The sequence below is a fragment of the Ruminococcus flavefaciens genome (assembly GCF_900108555.1).
Lineage (GTDB): Bacteria > Bacillota > Clostridia > Oscillospirales > Ruminococcaceae > Ruminococcus > Ruminococcus flavefaciens_P.
The window spans coordinates 38,250-62,928 of record NZ_FNWV01000015.1; the positions used below are offsets into that span (position 1 = coordinate 38,250).

Sequence of the window (24,679 nt, forward strand, 5' to 3'; positions counted from 1 at the left end):
TTTGTTTAGTTTTTCAAAACAGGTAATATGGTTCTGCCAATAAAATACTATTTGTATATTAAAAGTTTTTAAAATACATCACTTTATAAATTATTTTGCTTTTTTGTTTTAATGACACCTGTCTTAACCTTCTCACATTTACTCAGATTAAAATCTGTGAAGGACTGTAAACACAAGCTGCTGTCAGGCTGTTCACATAACGGTATCCTCAATATCCTTGACCTATACAAGGATATTGAGGATACATTCCTGATTATGTTATTACAGGTAAAAAATGAATTATTAAGCTAAGTAGTCTCTTATATTAAAGCTTTCTTCTGTACGCTGTTCCTCATCTATTATTCCCGGAACTAACTCGGTAACATACGTTTCTCCTGAAACAGGATCAATATAATAGCGTGTTTGTGCAGCAGTATAAGATCTGTACAATACTACTATTTCATTAGCGTCATTTGTATGAACTTCCCAATATATATTATATTCGCCCGAATCCACCATGTTTTTTAAATTAGGATTTCTAATGAAACAATAATTTTGGATTGCATCAAATGCCTGCTTTTCTGTAATAGTATCTGATTTGCTTCCATTCTGCTCAACGGTTGTATCATCAGTTTTATCTGTCTGAGAGGGTTCAGTTTGATCAGTCAGAGCCGTCTCAGTTTGAGTCTGCTGAATAGCATCTGTTATATCAGCCAAATTCGTGACAGTGGTCGAACTGCTTTCTGAAGTTACCAATGCAGTCGTTAAAGCGGAAGTAGTCGTGTTCTTTTTTTCGTCATTTTTGAAGTCTGAATCAGTTTTTTCGCAGCCTGCCAGTGAGCATACTGCAAGTGTAAAAGCCAGTGTAAGTTTAAATGTTGTTCTTTTCATATTTTATCAAATCCTTCCCAAAATTACTTTGCTAAAAACAACTTTAAAATTATATCATGTTTTGTAAATAAAATCAAATACACATCATTTCAGTTTTCAAATAGACTGAAAAAACTTAAACTGATATGTTTGACATTTACATTCCATTTATAACAAACGAACAAAAAAATATAAATGTCACATCTGCATATAAAAAACTCCGCTTTGTTTGATATACAGCGGAGTTTTTTATATGGCAGTTCAATTATGAAGCATTATGCGATATCAAGAGAAGCCACCTTATTGAGAAGGTACTCCTGTATGCGGAGAGCGTCATTTGCTGTGATACCCTCGCTGGACTTGTCAACATCACCGTTTGCAAGTCCTTTTTCAGTGATATGCTTGACGTCTGAACCATTCAGACCGTACTTGTTCGGATTTGCAAGGTACTGCATTATGAGTACAACATCTGACATATCTATGTCACCGTCGCAGTTTACATCGCCGTACTTGTCTGCCTTTACAACTGTATCATTAGTGATAGTTGTTGTTGTCACAGGCTCTGTAACAGTGGTTGTCGATGTAGTCGAAGTTGAAGTAACAGTTGAAGTTGTAGTTGTTGTCGATGTTGTAGTTGCGGAAGTAGTTGTAGTAGTTGTTGTCTGCTGTGAGCCGTTTGAGGATATAATAAATGCCTTTATGCTCTCGGCTCCCGAAGCAGGAGGAGTGATCTCCTTGCCTGATTTGTCAGAAGCATACCAAGCCTGTAAGAGTGCGGACTTTTCTTTCTTTATCATCTCGATAAGCTGCTTCTTTACATCAGCATCTGTAACAGCCTCGGCAGGGTCAGTGGATACATCCATTACCTGCTTTGGATTGTTCATGTCAAGAGTAATAGTGCCAGACTTCTTAGCCTCCCAAACGTATGATACCCAGTAATTCTTACCGTTGAGCTGTGGTGAGAAGCCGAGACAGCCGTTCATGAAGTTTGTATTGCCTGCGAACTGAACGGCTACAAATGCTGTTTCGCCGATACTTGTACCGAAGTTTACTGTGCCGCTTCCGTTGTCTGTACCGTAGATCTTTTCGCTGTCGGAAACATTTACAGATGTAGTCGTGGTCACTATCTCATTCGGATTTGTAACAGAAGTAACGATAGTAGACTCAGCTTCTCCTCTTGCGTACTTGTTGATAGCAGCAACTATTTCGGGACGTTTCCATGTGCAGTTTGATCTGTCAAGAAGCATGAAGCTTATATCGTCCCACCAGCAGCAGGTAACGCCTACAGATGAAGCATATGCTGTGAAATATGCAGCGCAGTCAACTCTGTCCTGAACGTTGTTGCCTTTTTCTCTTGCGCCGTACTCACCAACGTAAACAGGGATACCCTTTGATGTGTACTTCTGGTAGACCTTATCGAACGCCTGATTTATCTCGCCTGTGTCTGTATTGATATTGAAATTGCGAACACTCTGGGAATCGCTTTCCTCAGCAAGAGCGAAACCGTATGGCAGATATGCGTGAACAGCTACGATAAGTCTGTTCTGTACACTGTCGTTAGGTATCTGGAAATTCTCATTGGTAGCACCGTCGACTGAACAGTCATAACCGGGAACTGCAACGTATCTTGTGCCGTTGTTTCCGCCTGACTTACGAATAGTGTCAAGACAGTCCTGATTGAGCTTGTTGATGGTCTTTATAGCGTCAATACAGTCAGCGTTTGACGGATTGATCCACCATTCGTTCTGATGACCTATAAGACGCGGTTCATTCATGGTCTCAAAAATGAGCTTGTTGTCATATTCCTTGAAGCGGTCTGCTATCTGTGACCAGACAGTTGTCATGTACTTCTTAGACTGATTGTAATGAGCAGTATCAGGGTACATATACTTTGCGTCGTTATCATGATGAACGTTGAGGATAACGTACATACCGTCATCTATAGCGTAGTCAACGATCTCCTGAACTCTGTCCATCCACTGCTTTGTGATCTGGTAATTGCTGTCAACGTGGTTGTGCCATGAAACAGGGATACGTACGGTTCTGAAACCTGCCGCCTTTACGGTGTCTATCATCTTCTTTGATGTCTTGTAGCCGCCGTTCCAACAGGTCTCGATACCCATTTCGCTGCCTACCCAGCCTGTATCGTCAATAGCGTCCATTGTATTTCCAAGGTTCCAGCCAAGACGCATATCTTTTACGAATTTGATGCCCTCAGTCTCAGGAACAGACTTTGTAGGGATATTGAGATCAGGGATATTGTAGCTCGAAGCTCCTACCTTATTACTTGTAAGAAGCGGAACAGAAAAATCGCCGATATCTGTTACACTGATTTCTGAGCTCAATACCTCAGCAGGAATAGTGAACGCGCTATCTGTGCTTTCGGCCGCGAACTGCTGAATGCTTGAGCTGACAGCAGATGTGCTGAAAATGGTGCTTCCCATAGTTGAGGAAACAAGAGTAACTGCTGCAAGAGCAGCGGAACAGCCTTTCTTAAAGAAACTATTCATAATAAAAACTTCCTTTCTATACAGTTTAGAATTTGCAGGGAAAGCTGTCCCCTGCTTCAGTTCATGTTAGTATTATTATAGAACAAATAAATGTAAATTTCAATGAAAATTCCAACTGAATTTATGTACATTTCAGCTTTTTATGGTTGATTTCCGACGATTTATGTGCTATAATCAGATAAAAGAGGTGACACTCATGAGAAAACGAATAGCATTCATAACCGTAAATGTGGAAAAACTCTACCAGACCAGTCTTATAGAAGCCATGTATCAGCAGTCTGCCGCTCTCTGCTATGACTTTATAGTGCTGACACATTTCGTAAACTTCGATAACGAGACCGAACACCTTAAAGGCGATGAAAATATCTACACCCTCATCAAGCAGCTCAGCTTCGACGGAGCTATCATTGACTTAGGCTCATTCTACAGCCGCTCTCTGTCAAAAAAGTTAGAGGATATGCTCTTTGAAAAGGGTATACCGGTAATTGCTCTCGATTATGTAAGTGACCGCTTTGAGAGCTGCCTGCAAAACAACAGAGAGAATTTTCAACATCTCACAGAGCACTTCATAAGAGTACATAGCTTTAAAAAGATATACTGTCTCGGAGGTCCGGAGCACGTGATACATACCACCGAACGAATAGAAGGCTACAAGGACGCTCTCGCCGAAAATGGCATACCTTTCAGACAGGATCATGTGTTCTACGGCGACTTCTGGGTAGACTACGCCAAGAGCTTTGCGGCACGAATCGCAAATGGCGAGATAGAACGTCCGCAGGCTATTGTTTGCGGAAATGATTACATGGCTTTACAGCTCTGTCTTTCACTTGCAAAAAATGGTATTAATGTTCCCGATGATATCGCCGTGGGCGGTTATGACGGAAATCCTGATGTCAGCAGCTATCACCCGTCACTTACCACTTTCGGCAACGGCTTCAAGGAAAACGGTATAGAAGCTGTATGCCGCATACATAAGCTCATAAGCGGTGAAAGCCCCTGTAATCCCATAGAGGTTCGCCCTGGCGTTAAAGTTGGAGCAAGCTGCGGCTGCAAGGCAGATACTTCCGATGATGCAGTCATCAGTGATAAAATGTTTGCAAGGGACATGACTATGAGCATATTTATGCACAGCAATTACTCTTCCATGATGAACAATGTCAAGAACATGGAAGAGTGCGCAATAGTCCTTGCACAGAATGCATATCTCCTATATCCGAAAAGCGACTTCTTCCTCTGCCTTTGCAGCGGCGATGAGGAGAACTCGGGCAGCGTCTACACAGATAAAATGTTCTGCCGTATGAAGTACTGCAATGGCAGGTGCGACATATCTCAGCAGGAATTTACACTTGATACGATGATACCTCAGCAGGAGCTTTCAAACCAGCCTTCCGCATATATCTTCACTCCCCTGCACTATCTCGACAGGAATTTCGGATACTGTGTCCGCAGGTATTCGGACAGCATAGTTTTTGAGCAGTACTACGGTGAATTCTGTCAGGTTGCTGCAAACACCATAGAGCGCGTTCGTATGCTTGACTATGAAAGATACCTCAACGATAAGATACAGCGTCTCTCTGAGCGTGATATCCTCACTGGACTTTTCAGCCGTAAGGGACTTATATCACGTACCGACTCACTTGCTTCTGACCGTCACTATTACGGTGTTCTCTATTGTATCGAGGGAGCTGAGCAGTACCGTGGGCAGTACGGCAATGAGTATGTCCGTCAGATAATAGTCTCGTTTGCACAGGCAGTAAACCTTTCGTGCGCAAGGGGTGAGCTTGCTGCAAGAACAGGCAGTGAGGAGTTTATAATCATAGGCGAATGTGACGATTACGACTTCCCAGAGCAGCTCTTCATAAACTCACTGAAATCTAATCTGAAAATGATAGAGATGCAGCAGAACATTAGCATATCGGCTATGCTCAGGCATTTATCTGTAGTAACCGACAGCAATACAGCTCCAACTGATATGATTGCGCAGCTTGAAAAAAAGCTTGAGGATATGCGGAGTTCCTCCACAGAAAACACCAGTGAATTTCTTGGGAAGCTACGCGAGCTGCAATACAATATCTACGAAGAGCCGCAGCTTGATTGGACCGCGAAAAAAGCTGCCTCAAAAATAGGCATAAGCGTTTCTTACTTTCAGCATCTCTACCGCCTGTTCCTCAATATAAGCTTTAACGCAGATGTTATTTCCGCTCGTCTTGCACTTGCAGAAAGGTTACTTGTTAACACATCTCTCAACGTCAGCGAAATAGCTGAGAAATGCGGTTACCCCGATGCTTCACATTTTATGAAGCTCTTCCGAAAGAAAAAAGGTATGACTGCCTCGGACTACAGAAAAATCATAAAATCTGAAAAAGCCTGAAAACATCAAATACTGTTCTCAGGCTTTTTTATAAATCGTCTTTATATTTTAAAAAGCAAGCGTTTCTTGGATAATAATTACGTTGCCGCAGTTGTATTGATACTTTTTATCAACAGGAACAAGTCCTCCACCGTAATCGACCTGATTTGACTTTACTGTAACATCACTGAACCAGCCGTCAACCACGTACATACGGCAGTTGATGTTCTCAGCTCCATAAGGCTGATATGTATCGTGGAGTATTAGCAGCTGCGCAGATGCACACAGATAATATCAAACTTATCCTTTTTTACAAAAACAAGACGAAATACGGTTTCGATGTAGTCAAATACTTGGAGGAATAGTGTTAATGCATTTTCACAATATAGAAGTTAGTTCCATTATGGGAGCTAACTTCATTCATATAGTTGCTATATTATCCTTAATATCTTTTTTCTTGTCTCGCAGAAGTAATATTATAAATATCACTGCTATGATGAGCGTAGGGATATATCTCAAAATATCTGTCCATAATGGCAGTGATATATCTTCGGAGATATTGCCCATATATAAAAGCTCTGTCAAAGTAAACTGACTTTGATTATACATAAAATGAGCAATCACCGCAGGAAAAACACTATCTGTCTTTTTTGTCAGCCAAATCAGAAACGTCCCGAAGCAGGTAAGCATTGCAAGCCTGCCGAATGTTGAAACGAGCACTTCTGAGAACGTGCTGTTTCCATCAAGATAGCCTGAGATATCCATAGGAAAATGCCACAGTCCCCATACGATACCGCCGACCAGACATGTACCTACCGTACCGAGTAGCGGCTCCATTTTCTGATTCATATATCCACGCCAGCCAAGCTCCTCACCGAGCAGACCAATAGACTGCACAGCGGAAAATGAAATGAGTAGAAATGCATTTGATAGAACATTGCCGAAAGTGAATCCCCCAAGCCAGTCAGCATGACCGCTGACAATTACAGGGAGCAGAAACATCGAAGAAAGACATATCAGAGGGAGTCCGAATGAAAGCAGATAATACCTGATATTGCCTGTAAGGTGCAGATGCAGTTTCATATCGCGGAAGCCTTCTTTGGTAACGGCTCTTGTGATAAGGCTTGCTATCGCAGGAGAAAATGAAAATATCATGTATATGATGTAGTATACCGTATGTGATTGGTGCATGAGCTTGGCGCAAAGAATGTAGAACAGCATGAAAGCAAACACTATCAGCAGATAGATACCGAGCCGCTTTGCACACTCTTTTTTAGCGGTCATACTGCTCCACCCCTTTCAGATACAGCCTGCAAGTGATACGGTAGGAGATGTAATACAACGCAAGACACAACACCAGACCGACTGACAGTATCAGCGGACTGTTCTGCACACTGAACACCTTTTTGCAAGAATCAAAGAATGTATCAAGACGGTCTATATTCAGAAAAAGCAGTGCCAACAGAATAATAGTAAGCACGATCATGCATATCAGTTTTACAAAGCTGCCCTTCTTACTGCCGAAGCGATATACGAACGGAATATCTATCGCACGGAGAAGTATCTGCACAAAGCACAGCAAAACGGCAATGCCGCTTATCTCTGCAACCTCTGTATTCCCCATATCAGCGGCAAAAGCACAGTACCCTCTGTCCACACATTGCAGCGTGAACAGAAACAATACTATCATTGCAAATATCATCTCATACTTCACACGCAGAAAGCCATTGTAGCCGTCTGGTGTTGCGGTTATCCAGTAGCCCCACAGCTTGCGGTCATCGCCGCGGAGTACCAGCATTTGCAAAGCTCCTGCTGTAAGAAAGCCTGCTATCAGTCCGCCGATACGCAGCGGAGCTTCGCCGATGTCTGATATTTGGCTGTGAAAAAACAAGAGTACGAGCAGCGGAGCAGCTCCGCAGAGTATCATAGAGAGAATATACCAGCGGTTCTGCTTCCATTCCTTGTAAACAAGTCCCGTCATTACGGCTCTCTCCTTTCGTGCGACCGCCACATCACAAGGAAGAATAGTACACATATCACAGCAAATGCAGCTGCTAAACATAATGTTGTTTTCCCCGAGCATAACACAGCCTCCAACCTATTGATTGCTTCCTCCGATATCATAGCACCGTCCTCAGCAGTCTGCTCAGTTTTATTAAAGCCAGGGAACAAGCCGAAAACTTTAAAAATGGCTCCTGCACCGACAAACGCAAGGATACCTATCAGCTTCATCTGATCTTTATCATTTGCATACATCATGATATAGCTGTATGCGAGGTCGACCAGCATCGTCGCACAGACTGCTCCGAAATAAACATTCAGCATGACAGCAATGTTGTTATAATCCGCTATGGTGGTGTATATGAATGCAAAAGCCGCTGACAAAAATCCGAATAACAGGACATAGCACAGCTTTGTCAGCAAATCTGAAAGCGCCTGCTGTCTCGCTGTAGGCGGAAGAATAAAGGAATACCGCTTCCAGCCTGAGCTGATGTCCGCCTTCTGTACGCCGTTATTTGTGCCTGCCAGTATACCGCCTGTTAGTGCGATTGTCACCACGAAAATAGGTATCACATCCTTAGGTGAATCCTCGCCTTCGACAGCCATAGAGAAAAAGCCGAAGAAAATTGGTGATATCATCAGCAGCGCCAGCAGCAGAAACAGTATCAGCATCAGGAGACCGCGTTTGCGTGTCAGCTTCAATTCACGGTATATAAGCGATCTGTATAGTTTCATTACGACCACTCCTTTGCGTCACGGTGAACATAGTATAGCATGATATCGTCAAGGCTTGCAGGATCTATCACGCAGTCACGGTACTTGCAGCCTGCATTCTCACGGTCGTTCACCATGACCTCCGCACCGAAATTGTTTGTGCGTATGCTGACGATGTCCTCATCGTCTATCTCCGCGAGCTTCTCCTTGCCGCATTTGAGGATACCGTGGATCTCGATAATTTCGTCCTTGTAGCCTGTCAGCAAAATCTTTCCCTTGTCGATGAACGTCACCATATCGGCTATCTTTTCAAGGTCGGAGGTGATATGCGAGGACATCAGGATAGAACGCTCGCCGTTTTGCATATACTCCATGAAGATGTGCAGTATCTCGTCACGTACAACAGGGTCAAGTCCTGTAGTTGCTTCGTCCATAACAAGAAGCTCTGCATTATGGGATAGGGCGCAGGCTATCTGTAATTTCATTTTCATACCTTTGGAGAATTGTCCTATTTTCTTTTTCTCTGGCAGCTGAAAACGCTTGATATACTTTAAATATGCGTCATTATCCCATTCAGGGTACATACCCTCGAAGATTCGTGCCATATCCCTTGCATTGAATACATCATGAAACGGCAGCTCGTCAAATACTACGGTAATACGCTTTTTTATCTCCGTTTCGTCCTTTATATGGTCAAGACCGAGGAGTTTTATCTCACCGCTGTCAATATTGGTGATATGAAGCATACTTCGTATAGTCGTGGTCTTGCCAGCACCATTTTGCCCGATAAAGCCCATGATACAGCCCTTAGGTATATCAAAACTTATATTGTCAAGAGTAAAGCCGTCATATTTTTTTGTAACGCCCTTGATCTCAACAGCGTTTACATAGTCATTCATATTATTCCCCTCCGTTAACAAGGTCAAGCAATTCATGAAGTTCCTCCATTGTAACGCCTATCTTGCGTGCTGAATCGCCTGCTTCCATGAGTAGAGATTCTATACGTTTGATCTGCTCTTCACGATAAAGCTCTATGTTCTGCGCCTTTACGAAAGAGCCCTTTCCAGTATAGCTTTCAATAAAGCCATCACGTTCAAGCTCCTCATAAGCGCGTTTAGTCGTCATGAAACTGATACGGAGCTCAGTTGCGAGTATCCGCATAGAGGGCAGAGCTTCGCCCTCTTTGAGTTTTCCCTCCAGTATCATAGTTTTTATCTGGTTTGCTATCTGTATATAGATAGGCTCGCCAGATGAGTTGCTAATGTTGATATTCATTTCAGTGTACACTCCTTGTGGTTATATAACTTTACCTGCTTTCCGGATAGCAAAGTCTAAATTGTATAACTACCTTTTATACAATTATATCAACTGCGTTACACTTTGTCAAGTACTTTTAAAAATTATTTTGATAATTCCAAGTGAATAGACGATTTAACTTTTTTCAAAACCAAAATTTACAGCATAAATCAAAACCACCCTTTCAACGGGTGGTTTTGATTTGATCTTTTCGTTTTTATGGATCTGTAACTATCTCTCCGTCCCAGTCGATGATACCGCCGAATTCGTAGATATTCGTATAACCCATATCAACAAGTTTCTGAGCTGCTTCTTTGCTGCGGCGACCGCTTCGGCAATATATCAGAATGATCTGATCAAGGTCAGGCAGTTCTTTAGGCTGATATATATCTATTGATTCATTCGGTATAAGTATCGCATCAGGGATATGCCCACTGTCATATTCGTCCTGACGACGCACATCTACAATAATATGACCGTCGTCAGCCTGCATCATTTCCTTGGCTTTTTCCTGAGTTATATGCTTATAGCTTGCTGCTGAAGTTTGAGATGTTGTATTCTGAACGTTATTCTCGGTAGTTGTTGCAGCAGTAGTAGTTGTATAAGAAAAAGAGGTCGTTGTTGAAATAGTAGTTGGTGGTGTTGCAACAGCAGATCTCTCAATGCCAAGAATAACCCTTTGCAGAAATACAAGATCTGAAATACTAACTTCTCCGTCACAGTTAACATCTGCACTGAAATTATAATACTCTTCGCCTTAAAAAACATCAAGGATAATTATTCTGAGAGGAATAATGTTAAATACGTCAACGATACCGTCTGAGTTTATATCGCCTTTTTGGCTTTCAGCTGTACTTTCTTCAATAAGTTTATTCATATAGGAGCGAACTCCGGCTTCTGCAACATAAGCATTGTCAATGTAAAAATCCGTATTGCTTTCCTTTGTTTCAATACGTATAGTTATTATCCGTTCATTTCAGATGACATCAAGAGTCTTGTTAGAGCAAGTAAAAATCAGGAATATATCGTTGAACATAAAAAAGAGTATATCAAGCTTTTTTTTAGAATTGGGCATTGCCAATCCAAACCTTTACCTTGAAACATATGTCAATCAGACATACGGCTATTGGTACCCTGATTCTCCATACTGGGTATTTGCTGTTAACAGAAATGATGATCAATTTGATTTTTCTGAAACGGTAGCTTCAAATACTTACAACAATTTTATGGATAGTTACTCAAACGCGTATAAACATACTCCGTTTTTAGGACTATTCTGGAGTATAGGCATGAATGTGTAGATATTTTTATTTATGATCTGTGTAGCATCATTACGCCATGAAAAACTGTTCTTCTGGCGTATTTACCTGTATTCGGAGTATGGGCGACTCTTCTGATAGCCACGCCCGTATACTCTGAGTTCAGATACATATATTCTCTTTTCGCAACAATGCCATTGCTGTTTATAATACCATTTATGAAAAGTACAAAACAAGCCAGCCGTGGTTAATATCAAGGACTTGTAACTATTTCGCCCGTCCAGTCAATGATTCCGCCGAACTCATAGATATTCGTATAACCCATATCTGCCAGCTTTTGAGAAGCCTCTTTGCTGCGGCGTCCGCTTCGGCAGTATATAAGAATGACCTGATCAAGGTCTGACAGTTCCTTCGGCTTTTCAGTGCCAATAGACTCATTTGGAATCAATATTGCATCGGGGATATGACCGCTGTCGTACTCGTCCTGCCGCCGCACATCGACGATAATATGTCCGTCGTCAGCCTTCATCATTTCCTTGGCTTTTTCCTGCGTTACCTGCTGATAGGTCATGGTTTCAGCAACAGTAGTTGTCTGAACTTCCGACTGAACGTTTTCAGATGAGCTTATCCTATTGCCGCAGGCTGACAGTAACATACACAAGGAAGTAACTATTATCAATATTTTACTATTCATTTCATCCCCCATAATCCATAAGGATCTGTTTTCAGTTCGTTCTCATATATGGACACAACCGACAATATATCAAAGAACATCGCTTTGCAGCTGCCTATATATGCTTCTTTTATTAAGCCTTTTTCGTATGCCTTTTTTTGTATGGTATACCATGCCTTTACAGGAGGATGCCCTGCTTCAATGAACCATTTATCAGGTGGGTATAAATTATCAATTTCTTTATTTGTTGCAAATTTTTCTGTGATATCTTTTGGAGTTATTGCTTCAACATAGTGCATAGCTGTAAACTTGTATATATCCACTCCAAGAAGTAGTGCTTTTCCGCCGTTCTTTATGGCATGATCAAGTCCGCCTGTCAGAGCCTCTTTACCATGTTTTCCCCAACCGGATGTACTTATAGTATCACGTCCGGTATACACATCAGTCATTTTTCTGAATGTATCTGCAACTATTCCCATAGCAGTACGTTCAGCGTCTGGATCGAGTATCTTTATTTTTACGGTGATACCAAGATTTTTATCAGCTTCAGAAAGTTCAAGCTCTCTGCTCAATCTGAGAGCGGGCATAAATATACTTCCCTCTTCACTGACCACTTCTTTCAGAGTTTCAATAACCGTATCCGCCCCACCTTCAAGTTTACCAAAGCTGCTGAGCGAACTGTGAACTTCCAATATCATACCATTTTCAACGCCCAGTTCAATCAATGCTTTTTTTAATTCCTCCTTAGTTACCATTATACATTTCTCTCCCTGTAGATAATCTCTTTCTGTCCCATATATATCCTTTTTCGTTTCTTGTAACCTATTATATCATATCACTTATACAATGTAAATACAAAAACGGAAACTCAACTATAGCAAAAGAAATTCAATATTGTAACAAAAGAGACCGCCTGTGCAGGCGGTCCTTATAGTTATATCATTAATTCTGAGCCTTATGTTTTGGAAGATTACGAATTATTATAGCGAATAGCATCAAAGAATTCATCCGGTGTCATATTGCTTCTTGATACCATTTTATCATAAGAATGAGTCATACTGATATGGTTTTTTGATGTATCATATCCATAGTCAAGATAACGTTTACAATACCAGCTTCCGTCCGAGAAGTTGACATAGCAATAATCATAACTGCTATGAGACGGTCTGTTCACATCATATATCAGGAACCTTGCGTCCCAGCCGTTCCATTTGGCTGTGTTCTTGTCGGAGGCATAGTCTTTGAACTCCAGACCGAAGCATACCATAGCGTGTCCGGCTTTATCGAAAGTACCATCTATAACGAATATTGCTGCGTCAGCCCCGTAGGTGATATTTTCCGCATACTTCATCATTTCCTTGCCAAAATGATTAGTGGACCATTCTGTGTTGTAATCATCTAAATATACATCTGAATTTGCCCATACTGTTGTAGCATAAGACTTTACGAAGCTCGGCATTGTGTCGCCTGCGGATATATCTTTGATTCTGTCAAACAGTGGTGCATAGTCGGATACCGAAAGATATCCCTGAGATGTCAGAGCACTGATAACAGCCAAACCGTTGCAGATGCCTTTAAACTGCTTGTTGATATATCCATTTGCGTAGGGGTTATGATACGTACCAAAGTAGTATTTGTTGTTTGAGCCCCACGCAGATGCATTATTGGATTTTGCCCACTCGTAATTTTTGTAGCGTGTTGATGCTAAAGATGCTGCGTCGCTGATATCGTGGTAAGTCAGACCGTTATTGGCGGCATAGTTCTTTACTCTGCCGTTTCCGGTGCTCCAGACAACGAAATCATCATTTGCTACGGGCATACCGTTATCAAGAAGATGCCAGCCTACGGAATAATCTCCGAGAAAGGCGTTGGGATTCTTGCTGACGAAGTATTTCATATTCGGGCACAGGAAGAAGGCATGGTCACCTACTGAAATGATACTATCCGACATAAGGACATTTCTCAGCGAATCGCAGCTCATAAAGGCTGCCGAGCCAATTGTTGTGACATTATCGGGGATATTAACCGTGGTGAAATTTGTACAGCCTGCGAAAGACTGTACGCCGATCTCGTAGATATTCTCGGGCAGATGTATCTCCTTGGCACTGCTGCAACCCCAGAATGCATGATCCGGTATCCTTGACAGCTCCTCCGAACGTGACAGTTCGATCGTATCTGCTCCCGAGCAGTTATAAAATGCAGCGTTTCCGAGTGTCTTTATATCATAAAGATAAATATTATATAAACTTGTGCAGCCCCAGAATGCATGAGCTCCTATCTCGTCGGTATAACTTGCAAAGCCGAGGCTTAAAAGTGAAGAACAGCCCTCAAATGCGCAGGGACCTATGTATTCAACAGAGCTGTAGCCACCGCGGTTGTTGATGTAAAGATCTGTCAGATTGGTACATCCATAAAAGGCACCCTGACCGATAGAGGTGATATGCTCGCTGCTGCCTCGTATTGAACCGAGATTGGTCTGATTGTAGAATGCGTGGGGGCGTATAGCTGTAACGGTGAATTCCTCGCCGTTGTAGGTGAATGTGTCAGGGATATTTACCTCAACATTATCTCCCGTGATCTTACTTCCCCATACCTCCATGTGGTGATTTTCCATATCGGGGTAAAAGTAGAGCGTTACTTCGTCAGAAACTTTGTATTCGATACCGATCTGTCCCGACGTTATTGTGGCTGCTGCAGCTGTTATCGGTGTTATGAGTTCTGATGTTCCGATTCCCGCTGGAAGTGCCGTTATCATAGTGAGTGCTACTGCAGATACTGCGATAAATTTTCGCAAATAGTGTTTCATAGTATTCCTCCTCATTTTTTACATTTTGGGTAAATCATTTTATAGTATTTTCTTCATAAAAACATACACAAATTAAGCTCGACAGTATCCCACCTTTGAGGCGGTGCGCGCACAGATTACTGTAGAAATAGTAAACTTGTGTTTTATATATTAATGATAACACGTTTTTTTTAAATCTGTCAATGCAACTTACCCCATGAAAAACACAACTTACCGCCCTAGAAATGCAACTTACTTCGTCACTCGTATTATCATCACTATTACAGTATAAAGCCAGTGAGGCACGGTATCAAAAATCAACACTTCCTTCACGGGAGCTGTTTTTTATTTTTAGACATAAAAATTAGTGAGGAATAATTGAGTTTAATTTAATAATTCTGATAAAAACGTTATTTGCGATGCTATCACAGAATATTTACAGATATGATATTGACAAACTTCTATATTCGTGTTATACTGTATATACGGTAATATATACAGTATAACGAAGGAGTGCACTATGAAGATCGTTATAAAAAATAAATCAGAGCTGCCTATCTACGAACAGATAGAGCAGCAGATAAAAGCTCAGATACTTGAGGGAAGCGTCACAGAGGACGAGCAGCTGCCGTCTATCCGCCAGCTTGCCAGAGATCTGAAGATAAGCGTTATCACCACTACAAGAGTTTACAACGACCTTGCCGAGGAGGGGTTTATTATCTCCGTCACAGGCAAGGGGTACTTTGTTGCTCCGCGCAACAATGAACTGCTGCGCGAGCGAATGCTCTGTGAAATGGAAGAAGGCTTCGAGAAAGCCGTACTTAACGGCAGAAATGCCGGACTTTCCGATGACGACATCATCGCCGCACTAAAAAAATTCATGGAGGAATGATTTATGGAGAACATTCTGGAAATAAAAGGACTCAACAAAGCTTACGACAACTTTGCACTTAAAGATGTCAGCTTTTCCCTGCCTAAGGGTTATATAATGGGATTTGTAGGCGAAAACGGCTCGGGTAAGACCACTACTATCCGCTCAATACTCAATATGGCAAATATAGACAGCGGAAAGATCAGCGTTTTCGGTCTCGACAGCGTTACAGACACAATAGCCATAAAGGAAAAGCTGGGTGTGGTCTTTGACAGCCTTTACCTTGCAGACCACCTCACTGCAAAACAGATAGAAAAACAGCTGAAACCATTCTACAAGGACTGGGACAGCAATGAATTCACAAACAGACTGAAATCCTTCGGACTTCCTGACAACAAACGTGTCTGCGAATTCTCAAAGGGCATGAAAATGAAGCTGATGATAGCCATTGCACTGTCACACAAGGCTGACTTCATGATACTTGACGAACCTACAAGCGGTCTTGATCCCGTTGCTCGTGACGAACTCCTTGATATACTTGCGGAATACATCGAGGACGAAAACAGAAGTGTCCTTTTCTCTACACATATCACATCTGATGTGGAGCGTATTGCCGATTACGTTACCATTCTCCACAACGGCAGAGTTTGGTTCACTGGAACTAAAGACGAACTCAGCGAAAAATACGTTATCCTCAGAGGTGCTGAAGAGGACATCTCCTCTGCCCTGCGTGAAAAGTGCATAGGCTTCCACGGCTACAGAAACGGCTTCGACGCACTTCTCAGCACCGAGCATCTCAGCGATGTCACCGACAAGCTTGAGACTGAAAAGGCTAACATCGACGAAATACTGGTCTATGTTGCAAAGGAGGACAGATATGAACGACATAATGAAAATGATAAGATTTGATCTTATCTCCGTCAGCAGGCTCACTGTGCCGTATGTAGCCATATTTACTGCTGTATGTATCATAGCCGCACTGTTCAGCATACCAATTGGTATTTTCTGTATCGTTAGCTTTGTAATGATAATCGCCCCCGTACAGGGGATCAACAATTCAAGCTGTAAAAGACTCTACGGTATGCTGCCTGTTCGCAGAAGTGCTGTAATAAAGGCTCTTTTCATTGAGATAACCGTTACCATGTTCGCTGGTGAGCTTCTCGCGTTTCTGTGCTTTCTCATTACAAGAAACTCGTCACTGTATAAGATCCTCCCCGAAAAACTAATGAGTTTTGCAGAAGATCTTACAAAAATGCCGGAGAATAAATTCGGATCTCTTTATCTTATTGCCGCTGCGGCATTTGCCTTCATAACCATAGTTCTCTGCTTTGCACAGATGCGCGCGGAGATAAAAAACATTGAGGCTGCCATACGTGAGCTTATAATAGTCGTGGCTGTATTTGCTGCAATAGCAACTTTTATCTCTGTTATGATATATACCAAAATGCTCTACGCATTAAAGAATATACTTCTGCCACCCACTACGGCAGGCAAATGGCTGTCGATCGCTGTACTCAATGCGGTCACCTTAGCCGCAGCCTATCTTTTATGCACGATCACAGTTAAAAAATCATCAACCAAAGAACTGTAAGGAGGGACAATATGAAAAAGATAATCGACCTTATGCGAGTCGATCTCATATCGGCAAAGGGCAGAAATAAAGGCAAATTCTTCCTTATTCTCGGGCTTACTGTTATATTCGTAGCTATTGGAATGCTCTCGGAAGCCATATTCATGGTATTCAGCATCGTTGTACTTGGAGTCATGCTCGTGCCCTTTATTACCATGGCAGAAAAGACTCATAATGCAGGAAAAATATTCTCAGTTATCCCTACCGACAGAAAAAGCATTGTCATTTCGCGCTTTGCTCTGACTACCGGAATATATACCGTTTTTTCGGCAATTATTTTTATCCTGTATCTCATAATGGAGAAATTCAGCGATTTCCACGGAACAACTCTTTCAAAAGACGTTAATGAATTATACGAAAAATCAAGCGGTTTCGGTACAGGTATTCAGATGAAAGCTCTGGAAAACTCCATATTCTGGTTTATTTTCGCTGTTACCCTCATGGTCATGGCAGGTCAGCACAGAAGATACTTCAAAAAGGGCATTTCAAGCAAGAGCAACTCCCTGATAAGAAGCTTCCTTAAATTCTTAGGTGGTATCGCACTGGTCTGTGCCGTATCAGCTGCCATTATTTTTATATTCAATATAAATATACTGAAGCCTACATTTGTAGTGTTTATAAATATGATATTTGCACTGGCAGCTCCCATGAACGGTATGCTGCTAAGTATCGCACTTATATTTATTGGCTTCGGCTTCACCATCTATCAGCTTGTGTGCTCGGTAGTGGATTATGAAGCACGTGAGCTATGAGGAGGTGGATATACATGAAAAAAATACTGCACAAAACTGCCGCTCTTGTTGCTGCGGCTGTACTTACAGTATGCACTCAGCCATTCAGTGCCTTTGCAGAAGATGATGACGAACTAAAATGCCCGTCAGGAGCAACGGTCAGCTCGGTTATAAGCAGTCAGAAAAAAATAGACGCACATCCATACAATACCGAACATAGCAAGACCGACAGTGCTCGTGTGGAGCTTATTTTTCACGACAACGAGATACTCTATACACGTTACTACGGCTGCACAAATATCGAGGAGCACACCCTCGCGGACGAAAACAGCGTATTCGAGTGGGGAAGCATCTCCAAAACCTTTGTATGGGTAAGCATCATGCAGCTCTGGGAACAGGGAAAGATCGACCTTGGAGAGGATATCCGCACATATCTCCCCGATGATTTCTTTCGCCACCTCAAATATGACGATCCCATTACACTTATGGACATAATGAACCACAAAGGCGGCTGGTGTGAGAAGTTTTACGACTCCACATCAGAGGATATGGCTGAAATGCCGTCACTTGAAGAAGCTCTAAAAAATGTCGAGCCTGCTCAGACCTACCGTCCGGGAGAGGTGGCTTCTTACTCAAACTGGGCTGCTTCTCTTGCAGGACTTATCGTTCAGCGTGTCAGCGGTATGGACTACGTTGACTACGTACACAAGAATATATTCGAGCCTCTCGGTATGGAACACACGTCGGCAGGACCTGACTTCACTGATAATCCGTGGGTAAGAGAGCAGCGTCTGAAAATGAACTGCTATGAAATATCCACGCATAACAACTATCAAGAAAATGCAGACGGAACAACAGAGGAAGAGATGATCGAAGAATTCAAGTCCAAGGGCACCTGCCTTTTCAATGATCAGTTATATCCCTGCGGCTCAATAACGGGTACTCTTGGCGATCTTGCCACCTACGCACAGGCTTTAGTCAACGATGACCACCCACTGTTCAAGAATGCTGAAACACAGGAGAAGCTGTTCTCAGGCTCCTCATTCTACGGAAACACAGATATCCCCAGCTTCAGCTATGGCTTTGACGTTAAGGAATATAACTATACCCGTACCTTCGGACATACAGGAGCTACTTTTGGCTGCGTTGCTAATATGGAATTCGATCCCGTATCAAAATTCGGAGTTGTAGGTCTTTCAAACTGCGGTGATGATTTCCCGAACTATTTATGTCAATTTGTTTTCGGCAGATTGAAGGCAAAAAAATATATCGGTGAAAACTATGAAAAATTTGATCTGACGCCCTACAGTGGATACTATTCAGACACTCGTACCCATGCAGCAGGCTTAGGTAAATTCATACTATACATGGATGCATTCTCAATTGACAGTATAAACGCTGCGAAGGTCGCTGACGGTGTATTTCTTGAATATCATTCCGAAGAATATTACGATGATACTATTTACAGCATAGTTGAACATTCTGACGGCAGACACGGTATTGTAAACAGCTGCTCGGAATACCTTGAAATAAAGCATTATGTGCCTAAGCTCTGTCTCCTTGCTGGCTTTATGCTCTGCGGAGTTGCTTCACTGTTCATACTCCTTGCAAAGCGCAAACTCAACAAAGCACGCAAGGCTTCTCCCCTGTCCTTTGCACACATCATCACCGCAGGACAGTTTGCAAAGATAATATCACTTGCAGCAATGATATCCATTGTGATATTCCGCATAAATGAAGAAAACACTGACGGCCTAACCAAGACCCAAGGCATGATCATAGGCATTACTCAGATCATATGTATGGTTATATGCGTAGCTGCTCTTCTTGCCGCCGCTTACTCATTCATAACAAAAAAGAAACTCCCCTACGGAAGAATACGCAGTCTGTCATGCTTTACAGGAAACCTTATAACCGTATCCGCAATGATATTCTTCGAGATGTATAACTTCTGGTGCTGCTGAATTTTTTGAAGAATACAGCCACGATAATAGTAATTGAAGCACTTTTATAAATACTTATTATCTAAAAGCAACAGCTCCCTTACGGGAGCTGTTGTTTTATCATAGTTTATAGATCTTCTATTTGTTTTCTGTACACTGTTTACTTTAATTTACTATCACTGCATATCAGCTTATCTTCTTTTATTTATCAGATCGATAAGATAATCGAGATTTGCTTCCGAATACTTTACATATCTACCGCCCGATTGTTTGCAGATCTCATCAAGATCATAATCATGTCCTTCACGCAGGTCAATGATGTAGAATATATGATTTTCAAATACATATCCTCCGCCTGAAGCTTTTTCGTCGATCGTGATGCCTTTTTCATCTGCCAGCTGTTTATTCTTGAAGTAGTTAAACTTGTATTCATCTTTGGTATGATCCCAGCCATAATGACTATTGTGAGTATCATAGTAATAATCATCTTTTATCACAGTTATGATCGAATTGCAGTTTCCTGTATACCAGTGATCGTTGTTCACGCCTCTGTTAAGCATAATATTGAAAAGGTTGAAAGTACTTCCTTTAGCAGTATCATGCAGTACCTTTATCAATTCGTCCTCGTTGTCATTGTCAGCGTCTTTCTTTTCAGTCTGAGTATAACCTGCACCGTGTATATATGGGTCCTTGTTATTATCGTAATAATAGCCCACATCTGCAAGCGGATATTTGGAATTGTATGCTTTTTTTCTTATGAGTTCAAAAGGATATTCAATTGATCTTGCACAGTTGATTATTTCGTCGAAGCTCTCGTAAGTACCGTAATCCAGACCATTATGCTTATACTTACGGCCGAAAGCAAGTCCAACTTCACCTGCATAAGTCATATATGTAGCATTTTTTGCACCGTCTAATTTATCATAGAGCTTCTGTAATATTTCTATAGTTCTCTTATCAGAGCTTGTTCCTGTATCAAGAGTAGGAAATCCGATACTGATCGGACCCTGTGTTGATTCGATCTCATACAGGTCCTTCAGACTTATCTCATCTACAAAGCGATAGTTCAGATCTCCTCTTATAACGGGTTCGGTAATTATTTTTTCTATATCATAAATATACGGATCAGTTCTGCCAAACATTAATTCTGCTTCTCTTAAACTGTCATTGGCTGTATCTGCGGATAAGATCATACCGTTTATCAATGTTTCCAATACAACATTATTACGATAAAGCTCACTTACAGTATTGGAAAAACCGATGACTGTTTTAGCTCCGGCATTGTGCAGCGCGGTGTAAAATCCGTCATTTTGCAGGCTATGGCAGTCGCCAAGTATCCAAAGCGAATCACTCAGGTCATTGCTTCCGGGGTAGTAATCACTAATGAATCCCGGAGTGAATAAAAGCTCATATCTTATTTTATTTGTCTCAGGATCATTTTCTCCACATATGACTAAGTTATAGCTTGAAACGTCCTGAGAGTATTTATGCTGGTTTAACTTTATCTGTTTTTTCTCTTCTTTTGTAATTTCCACTCCTGTAGCAATATTGCATACATATTCATCATTATGTTCGAAATATCCGCCGTGAGCATCGAATATAACCGTATTATAATCATTAAGATGCTTTAGCTCTTCAATAACATCTGTTTCATCAGCATCAAGAACAGTAAGCTGAGAGTCTCTTATTTCATCTTCGTTTTTATATTCACTTGAACCGAGGTTTAATGTCTGTGCGATACAGTCACCTACCTGCACCATAACGTCAGCGTTATATTTGAATTTTGTCTGCTTGAGTACTGCAACTTTTTTCTTGCTATGTTTAGCAAGTTTTATATCACATTCCTTTAGCCTGCCTAAAGTGTAATCATACAATTTCTGTATTATACTGTAGTTACCTTTTTCAAAATCTTCCTCATTTATCTCATACTCATCGGTTCGATATGAAAATTGTCCTCTGCCGCAAGTCCTTATATCTTCTTCGGAATCTTCCGTCCATAAAGCATGATATCCGTAAATACTCTGAAAGCTTATCGAAGAGTTTTCTTCATCTATTGAAAAGATTCTTACTTTATCAGAGCTTTTTATATATGTGCAGGCGTCCGCAAACGTGAGACCATTCATATCATCAAGAATAGCTAAAGTACCATTCAGATCATCTTCTGTCAGATCTCTGTAAAAGCATATATTGCGCTTATCACTTTTATACTTGCCGGCTGCGGCGTAGTATTTTATGTTGTCGAAATCATCTGAACCGAGAACGATATCCTTTGAATATATTCCGTCATTAGCTTTCTCATCGCCGTTGGTACCGTCATCAAACATATATGACACGAAATTATTGTTTTCATCATAAAGAGATACCGTGTCATTCGGAAAACTTTCAGCAGATTTAACTGTGAATTTTACAGTTTCTTCCGTATTGATGTAAATATAATGTGGTTCCGCTGAGAAACTGCTCAAAACTGGTAACTCTTCTGCTTTATTTGCTCTTGATCGAATAAATTCAGCTATTGATACGATATTCCCTGATGCAGTTGATGCATAAGCGTAGTACGCCAGAATACATGATGCATCAACTGCATCAACTATTCCGTCAAGATTTACGTCCGCTGCGATCAGCTGTTCTTCATTAAATCCACCCTCCTGAATAGTAGAAGCCGATGCATAATGCGAAAGCACTGAAGAAGCGTCAATAGCGTTTATGCTGCCGTCGTTGTTAACATCACCGAGAGTATATTTTACCTCGACAGCAGTATCTTCTGCGTTCACTATCATATGATTTTTTAAGATGTAATTGTTCGTACCCGCAGCTGTTCCAAGCAAAAATGTCATTGACATTGCAGCTGCAATAAGTCTTGTGATTTTCATATTTCCTCCTAAAAATTAATGCTTTTCAAGTATAAAACAAAATAAGGAGAAAATCAAGTCAAAATTTGCGACCAGTACCATTTAACGGTATATAATTACTTATAAATAATTATGCTGAAAATCTGCTTTTATTTGGCGAACCTACCTGAACACCTTACGAACAATCAAAAAGTGCGATAAACAATATTTTCGCTTTCGTTATTTAGAAGCCTTTGAGTAGCATAGTTCCTACAGCTATGCTGTGTTCCTCAAGCATATGCTCAAAGCTTTTAAGTTCAAAGCAGAATGCATTCAAACCGACAACGGAGCTGAATTCACAAAACATCTTGGCAGTTATGAGAAGCCAACACTTATATCTTTTGAAAAGGAATTAAAACAGCTTGGAATAAAACATAAACTGATAAAGCCCTATACTCCTCGACATAACGGCAAGTTGGAGCGTTCACACCGTAAGGATAACGAATACTTTTATGCCACCCACAAGTTCTATTCATTCGATGATTTCAAGAAGCAATTAGCTGTTCACAACAGAAAATACAATAACTTTCCTATGCGTCCTCTTAACTGGAATTCACCTGCCGATTACATCAACTCTCTCCTCAAATTCGGCAAAGTTTTTTGATTTAACTTGTCTTATATCATTGACAAACCAACAATTACTAAGCATATCTGAAAAACTTAAAACGACTTACAATATATCTGACTCCTGTTATGAAACGAATTTTTGTATTTTAATCTAACAAAATTTGCGAGAATAAAAAAATTTTTTCTGACAAAGGTATTGACAAACGGATCATTGTATGATATAATCCTGAACATAGGCTGTGACGAAGAATAGTCAGGGCGAAAGCATTTCAGAGAACTGATGGTTGGTGCGAATCAGTAATGCTTGGAATCTGTACTTCTCCCTTCTGAGCCGGAACTCCCAAAGGTTCAAACACCCAGTAGATGGTTCCCGTGAATGCTGCGTTAGTGCATAGAAGTTGACAGGCTTCGAAGAGGTGGCGGATTTTTATATCCGCAATTTGAGTGGTACCGCGAGTATTGTATAATACCCGTCTCAAAGCAATCTTACGCTTTGGGACGGGTTTTGTTTTTATCGTTCCAAGCAAAGGAAGGTGAAAAATGCTATCACTAATATCCTGACATCTATGTTATAAACAGAATTTGCGGCGTTAATGAATTTTAGTACTTAAAAATATGTAAAGGAATGATAAAAATGAAGATCGGATTTTCAACTCTGGCTTGTCCCGAATGGTCGTGGACAGACATCTACTCAATGGCAAAGGATTTTAAATTTGACGGAATTGAGATCAGAGGTCTCGGAAACGAGATTTTTTCTGTTAAGGCCCAGCCTTTTACAGAAGCACAGCTGCCAAATACCATTTCTAAGTTAAAATCACTGGGACTTGAGATACCATGTCTTTCATCAGGTGCCTGCCTTAAATTCAAGGATAAGTATCAGGCAGCTGAGGACGAGATAAAGGCATATGCACAGCTTGCACAGAAACTCAATGCATCTTATATAAGAATACTGGCTGATCTTGATCCGGCTCCTGTTGATGAGATAGATGATGATTATATCGTTGAGGCACTCCGGAAGCTGGTACCTATCGCAGAGGAGTACAATGTAACACTTCTCGTAGAGACAAACGGCGTATATTCAGACACAGCACGTCTTGCAGCAGTACTTGACAGAGTAAAGAGCCGCAAGGTGGCTGCACTCTGGGATATGCACCACCCATATCGTTATAACAACGAAGCTCCCGAGACAACAGTTGCAAATCTCGGCGAGTACATAAAATATATACAGGTAAAGGACAGTGTCATGCGCGAGGACGGTACAGTTGAGTACCGCATCATGGGCACAGGTGATATTCCCGTAAAGGCAATGATCGAAGCTCTTGACACTATCAACTATAACGGCTATATCTCACTTGAATGGGTAAAACGATGGGCAAGAGACCTTAGCGACGCAGGTATAGTTATACCTCAGTTCGCTGAGTATATGGCTCCTTACAAAAAAGCCCACAAGCACTCTCTCCAGACAAACATGAGAGGTGACGGACAGTATCCGTGGCCAAAGGAGCGTATCCTCAACTATACTTTCCCTGATATACTTGACCGTATCTGTGAGCAGTTCCCTAATCAGTATGCATTCCGCTATACTGAGCTTGACTATACAAGAACATATCCC

At 41.4% G+C, this 24,679-nt stretch carries 21 protein-coding genes; 8 read left to right on the forward strand and 13 right to left on the reverse strand.

The genetic code is table 11. The annotated features are described in order from the left end of the window. Nucleotides 1-282: 282 nt before the first annotated feature. On the reverse strand, nt 283-870 hold the full coding sequence (locus BLW60_RS14715) for a hypothetical protein (RefSeq protein ID WP_074718724.1): 588 nt from the start codon (nt 868-870) through the stop codon (nt 283-285). Nucleotides 871-1,124: 254 nt separating this feature from the next. Then, a complete protein-coding gene (locus tag BLW60_RS14720; RefSeq protein ID WP_074718728.1) occupies nt 1,125-3,359 on the reverse strand; it encodes a cellulase family glycosylhydrolase in 2,235 nt (744 codons plus the stop codon). 196 nt (nt 3,360-3,555) lie between these two features. On the opposite strand from BLW60_RS14720, the gene BLW60_RS14725 reads away from it, so the two are divergent. Beyond that, the gene (locus BLW60_RS14725; protein ID WP_074718732.1) at nt 3,556-5,730 is read left to right on the forward strand and encodes a substrate-binding domain-containing protein; all 2,175 of its coding nucleotides are present in this window, start codon (nt 3,556-3,558) and stop codon (nt 5,728-5,730) included. A gap of 48 nt (nt 5,731-5,778) precedes the next feature. Here BLW60_RS14725 and BLW60_RS16895 read toward each other — a convergent pair whose 3' ends face one another. From BLW60_RS16895 to BLW60_RS14775, 10 genes are all read right to left on the reverse strand, one after another. Next, complete coding sequence (locus BLW60_RS16895; protein WP_175460949.1) at nt 5,779-5,922, reverse strand: hypothetical protein; 144 nt, start codon at nt 5,920-5,922, stop codon at nt 5,779-5,781. A gap of 207 nt (nt 5,923-6,129) precedes the next feature. After that, the gene (locus BLW60_RS14730; protein ID WP_074718734.1) at nt 6,130-6,993 is read right to left on the reverse strand and encodes a type II CAAX endopeptidase family protein; all 864 of its coding nucleotides are present in this window, start codon (nt 6,991-6,993) and stop codon (nt 6,130-6,132) included. Continuing rightward, nucleotides 6,983-7,690: an ABC-2 transporter permease gene (locus BLW60_RS14735; protein WP_074718736.1), complete on the reverse strand. Its 708-nt coding sequence runs from the start codon at nt 7,688-7,690 to the stop codon at nt 6,983-6,985. The genes BLW60_RS14730 and BLW60_RS14735 overlap by 11 nt, the downstream gene beginning before the upstream one ends. Beyond that, on the reverse strand, nt 7,690-8,445 hold the full coding sequence (locus tag BLW60_RS14740; RefSeq protein WP_074718738.1) for an ABC-2 transporter permease: 756 nt from the start codon (nt 8,443-8,445) through the stop codon (nt 7,690-7,692). Before BLW60_RS14740 ends, BLW60_RS14735 begins: the two co-directional genes overlap by 1 nt. After that, nucleotides 8,445-9,323 (reverse strand): ABC transporter ATP-binding protein, encoded by an 879-nt coding sequence (locus tag BLW60_RS14745; protein WP_074718740.1) that lies wholly within the window; start codon nt 9,321-9,323, stop codon nt 8,445-8,447. The genes BLW60_RS14740 and BLW60_RS14745 overlap by 1 nt, the downstream gene beginning before the upstream one ends. A gap of 1 nt (nt 9,324) precedes the next feature. After that, complete coding sequence (locus BLW60_RS14750; protein WP_074718742.1) at nt 9,325-9,699, reverse strand: GntR family transcriptional regulator; 375 nt, start codon at nt 9,697-9,699, stop codon at nt 9,325-9,327. 238 nt (nt 9,700-9,937) lie between these two features. Then, the gene (locus BLW60_RS17360; RefSeq protein ID WP_347496697.1) at nt 9,938-10,423 is read right to left on the reverse strand and encodes a rhodanese-like domain-containing protein; all 486 of its coding nucleotides are present in this window, start codon (nt 10,421-10,423) and stop codon (nt 9,938-9,940) included. A gap of 809 nt (nt 10,424-11,232) precedes the next feature. Further along, a complete protein-coding gene (locus BLW60_RS14765; RefSeq protein WP_074718748.1) occupies nt 11,233-11,673 on the reverse strand; it encodes a rhodanese-like domain-containing protein in 441 nt (146 codons plus the stop codon). Next, a complete protein-coding gene (locus tag BLW60_RS14770) occupies nt 11,670-12,407 on the reverse strand; it encodes an AAC(3) family N-acetyltransferase (protein ID WP_074718750.1) in 738 nt (245 codons plus the stop codon). Before BLW60_RS14770 ends, BLW60_RS14765 begins: the two co-directional genes overlap by 4 nt. A gap of 215 nt (nt 12,408-12,622) precedes the next feature. Continuing rightward, nucleotides 12,623-14,458 carry a leucine-rich repeat domain-containing protein gene (locus tag BLW60_RS14775; protein WP_074718752.1) on the reverse strand — a complete coding sequence of 612 codons (1,836 nt, stop codon included), beginning with the start codon at nt 14,456-14,458 and terminating at the stop codon, nt 12,623-12,625. A gap of 499 nt (nt 14,459-14,957) precedes the next feature. On the opposite strand from BLW60_RS14775, the gene BLW60_RS14780 reads away from it, so the two are divergent. From BLW60_RS14780 to BLW60_RS14800, 5 genes are read left to right on the forward strand one after another with little or no spacing between them, the layout of a single operon-like run. Beyond that, nucleotides 14,958-15,329, forward strand: a complete 372-nt coding sequence (locus BLW60_RS14780) for a GntR family transcriptional regulator (protein ID WP_074718754.1) — start codon at nt 14,958-14,960, stop codon at nt 15,327-15,329. Nucleotides 15,330-15,332: 3 nt separating this feature from the next. Continuing rightward, entirely contained in the window at nt 15,333-16,217 is an 885-nt protein-coding gene (locus tag BLW60_RS14785) for an ABC transporter ATP-binding protein (protein ID WP_074718756.1), read from the forward strand. Next, nucleotides 16,186-16,899: a hypothetical protein gene (locus BLW60_RS14790; RefSeq protein ID WP_074718758.1), complete on the forward strand. Its 714-nt coding sequence runs from the start codon at nt 16,186-16,188 to the stop codon at nt 16,897-16,899. Before BLW60_RS14785 ends, BLW60_RS14790 begins: the two co-directional genes overlap by 32 nt. Before the next feature lie 11 nt (nt 16,900-16,910). Beyond that, complete coding sequence (locus BLW60_RS14795; protein ID WP_074718760.1) at nt 16,911-17,690, forward strand: ABC-2 transporter permease; 780 nt, start codon at nt 16,911-16,913, stop codon at nt 17,688-17,690. 14 nt (nt 17,691-17,704) lie between these two features. Beyond that, nucleotides 17,705-19,633 carry a serine hydrolase domain-containing protein gene (locus BLW60_RS14800; RefSeq protein ID WP_074718762.1) on the forward strand — a complete coding sequence of 643 codons (1,929 nt, stop codon included), beginning with the start codon at nt 17,705-17,707 and terminating at the stop codon, nt 19,631-19,633. 170 nt (nt 19,634-19,803) lie between these two features. Here the strand turns inward: BLW60_RS14800 and BLW60_RS14805 are convergent, their stop codons facing one another. Then, the gene (locus BLW60_RS14805) at nt 19,804-22,482 is read right to left on the reverse strand and encodes a dockerin type I domain-containing protein (protein ID WP_074718764.1); all 2,679 of its coding nucleotides are present in this window, start codon (nt 22,480-22,482) and stop codon (nt 19,804-19,806) included. Between the two features lie 256 nt (nt 22,483-22,738). On the opposite strand from BLW60_RS14805, the gene BLW60_RS14810 reads away from it, so the two are divergent. Together BLW60_RS14810 and BLW60_RS14815 are read left to right on the forward strand one after the other, a co-directional pair. Beyond that, the gene (locus BLW60_RS14810; RefSeq protein ID WP_139283436.1) at nt 22,739-23,104 is read left to right on the forward strand and encodes an integrase core domain-containing protein; all 366 of its coding nucleotides are present in this window, start codon (nt 22,739-22,741) and stop codon (nt 23,102-23,104) included. A 597-nt stretch (nt 23,105-23,701) separates the two neighbouring features. Further along, nucleotides 23,702-24,679 (forward strand): sugar phosphate isomerase/epimerase family protein (locus BLW60_RS14815; protein ID WP_175460950.1); only part of this gene is annotated, 978 nt, incomplete at its 3' end.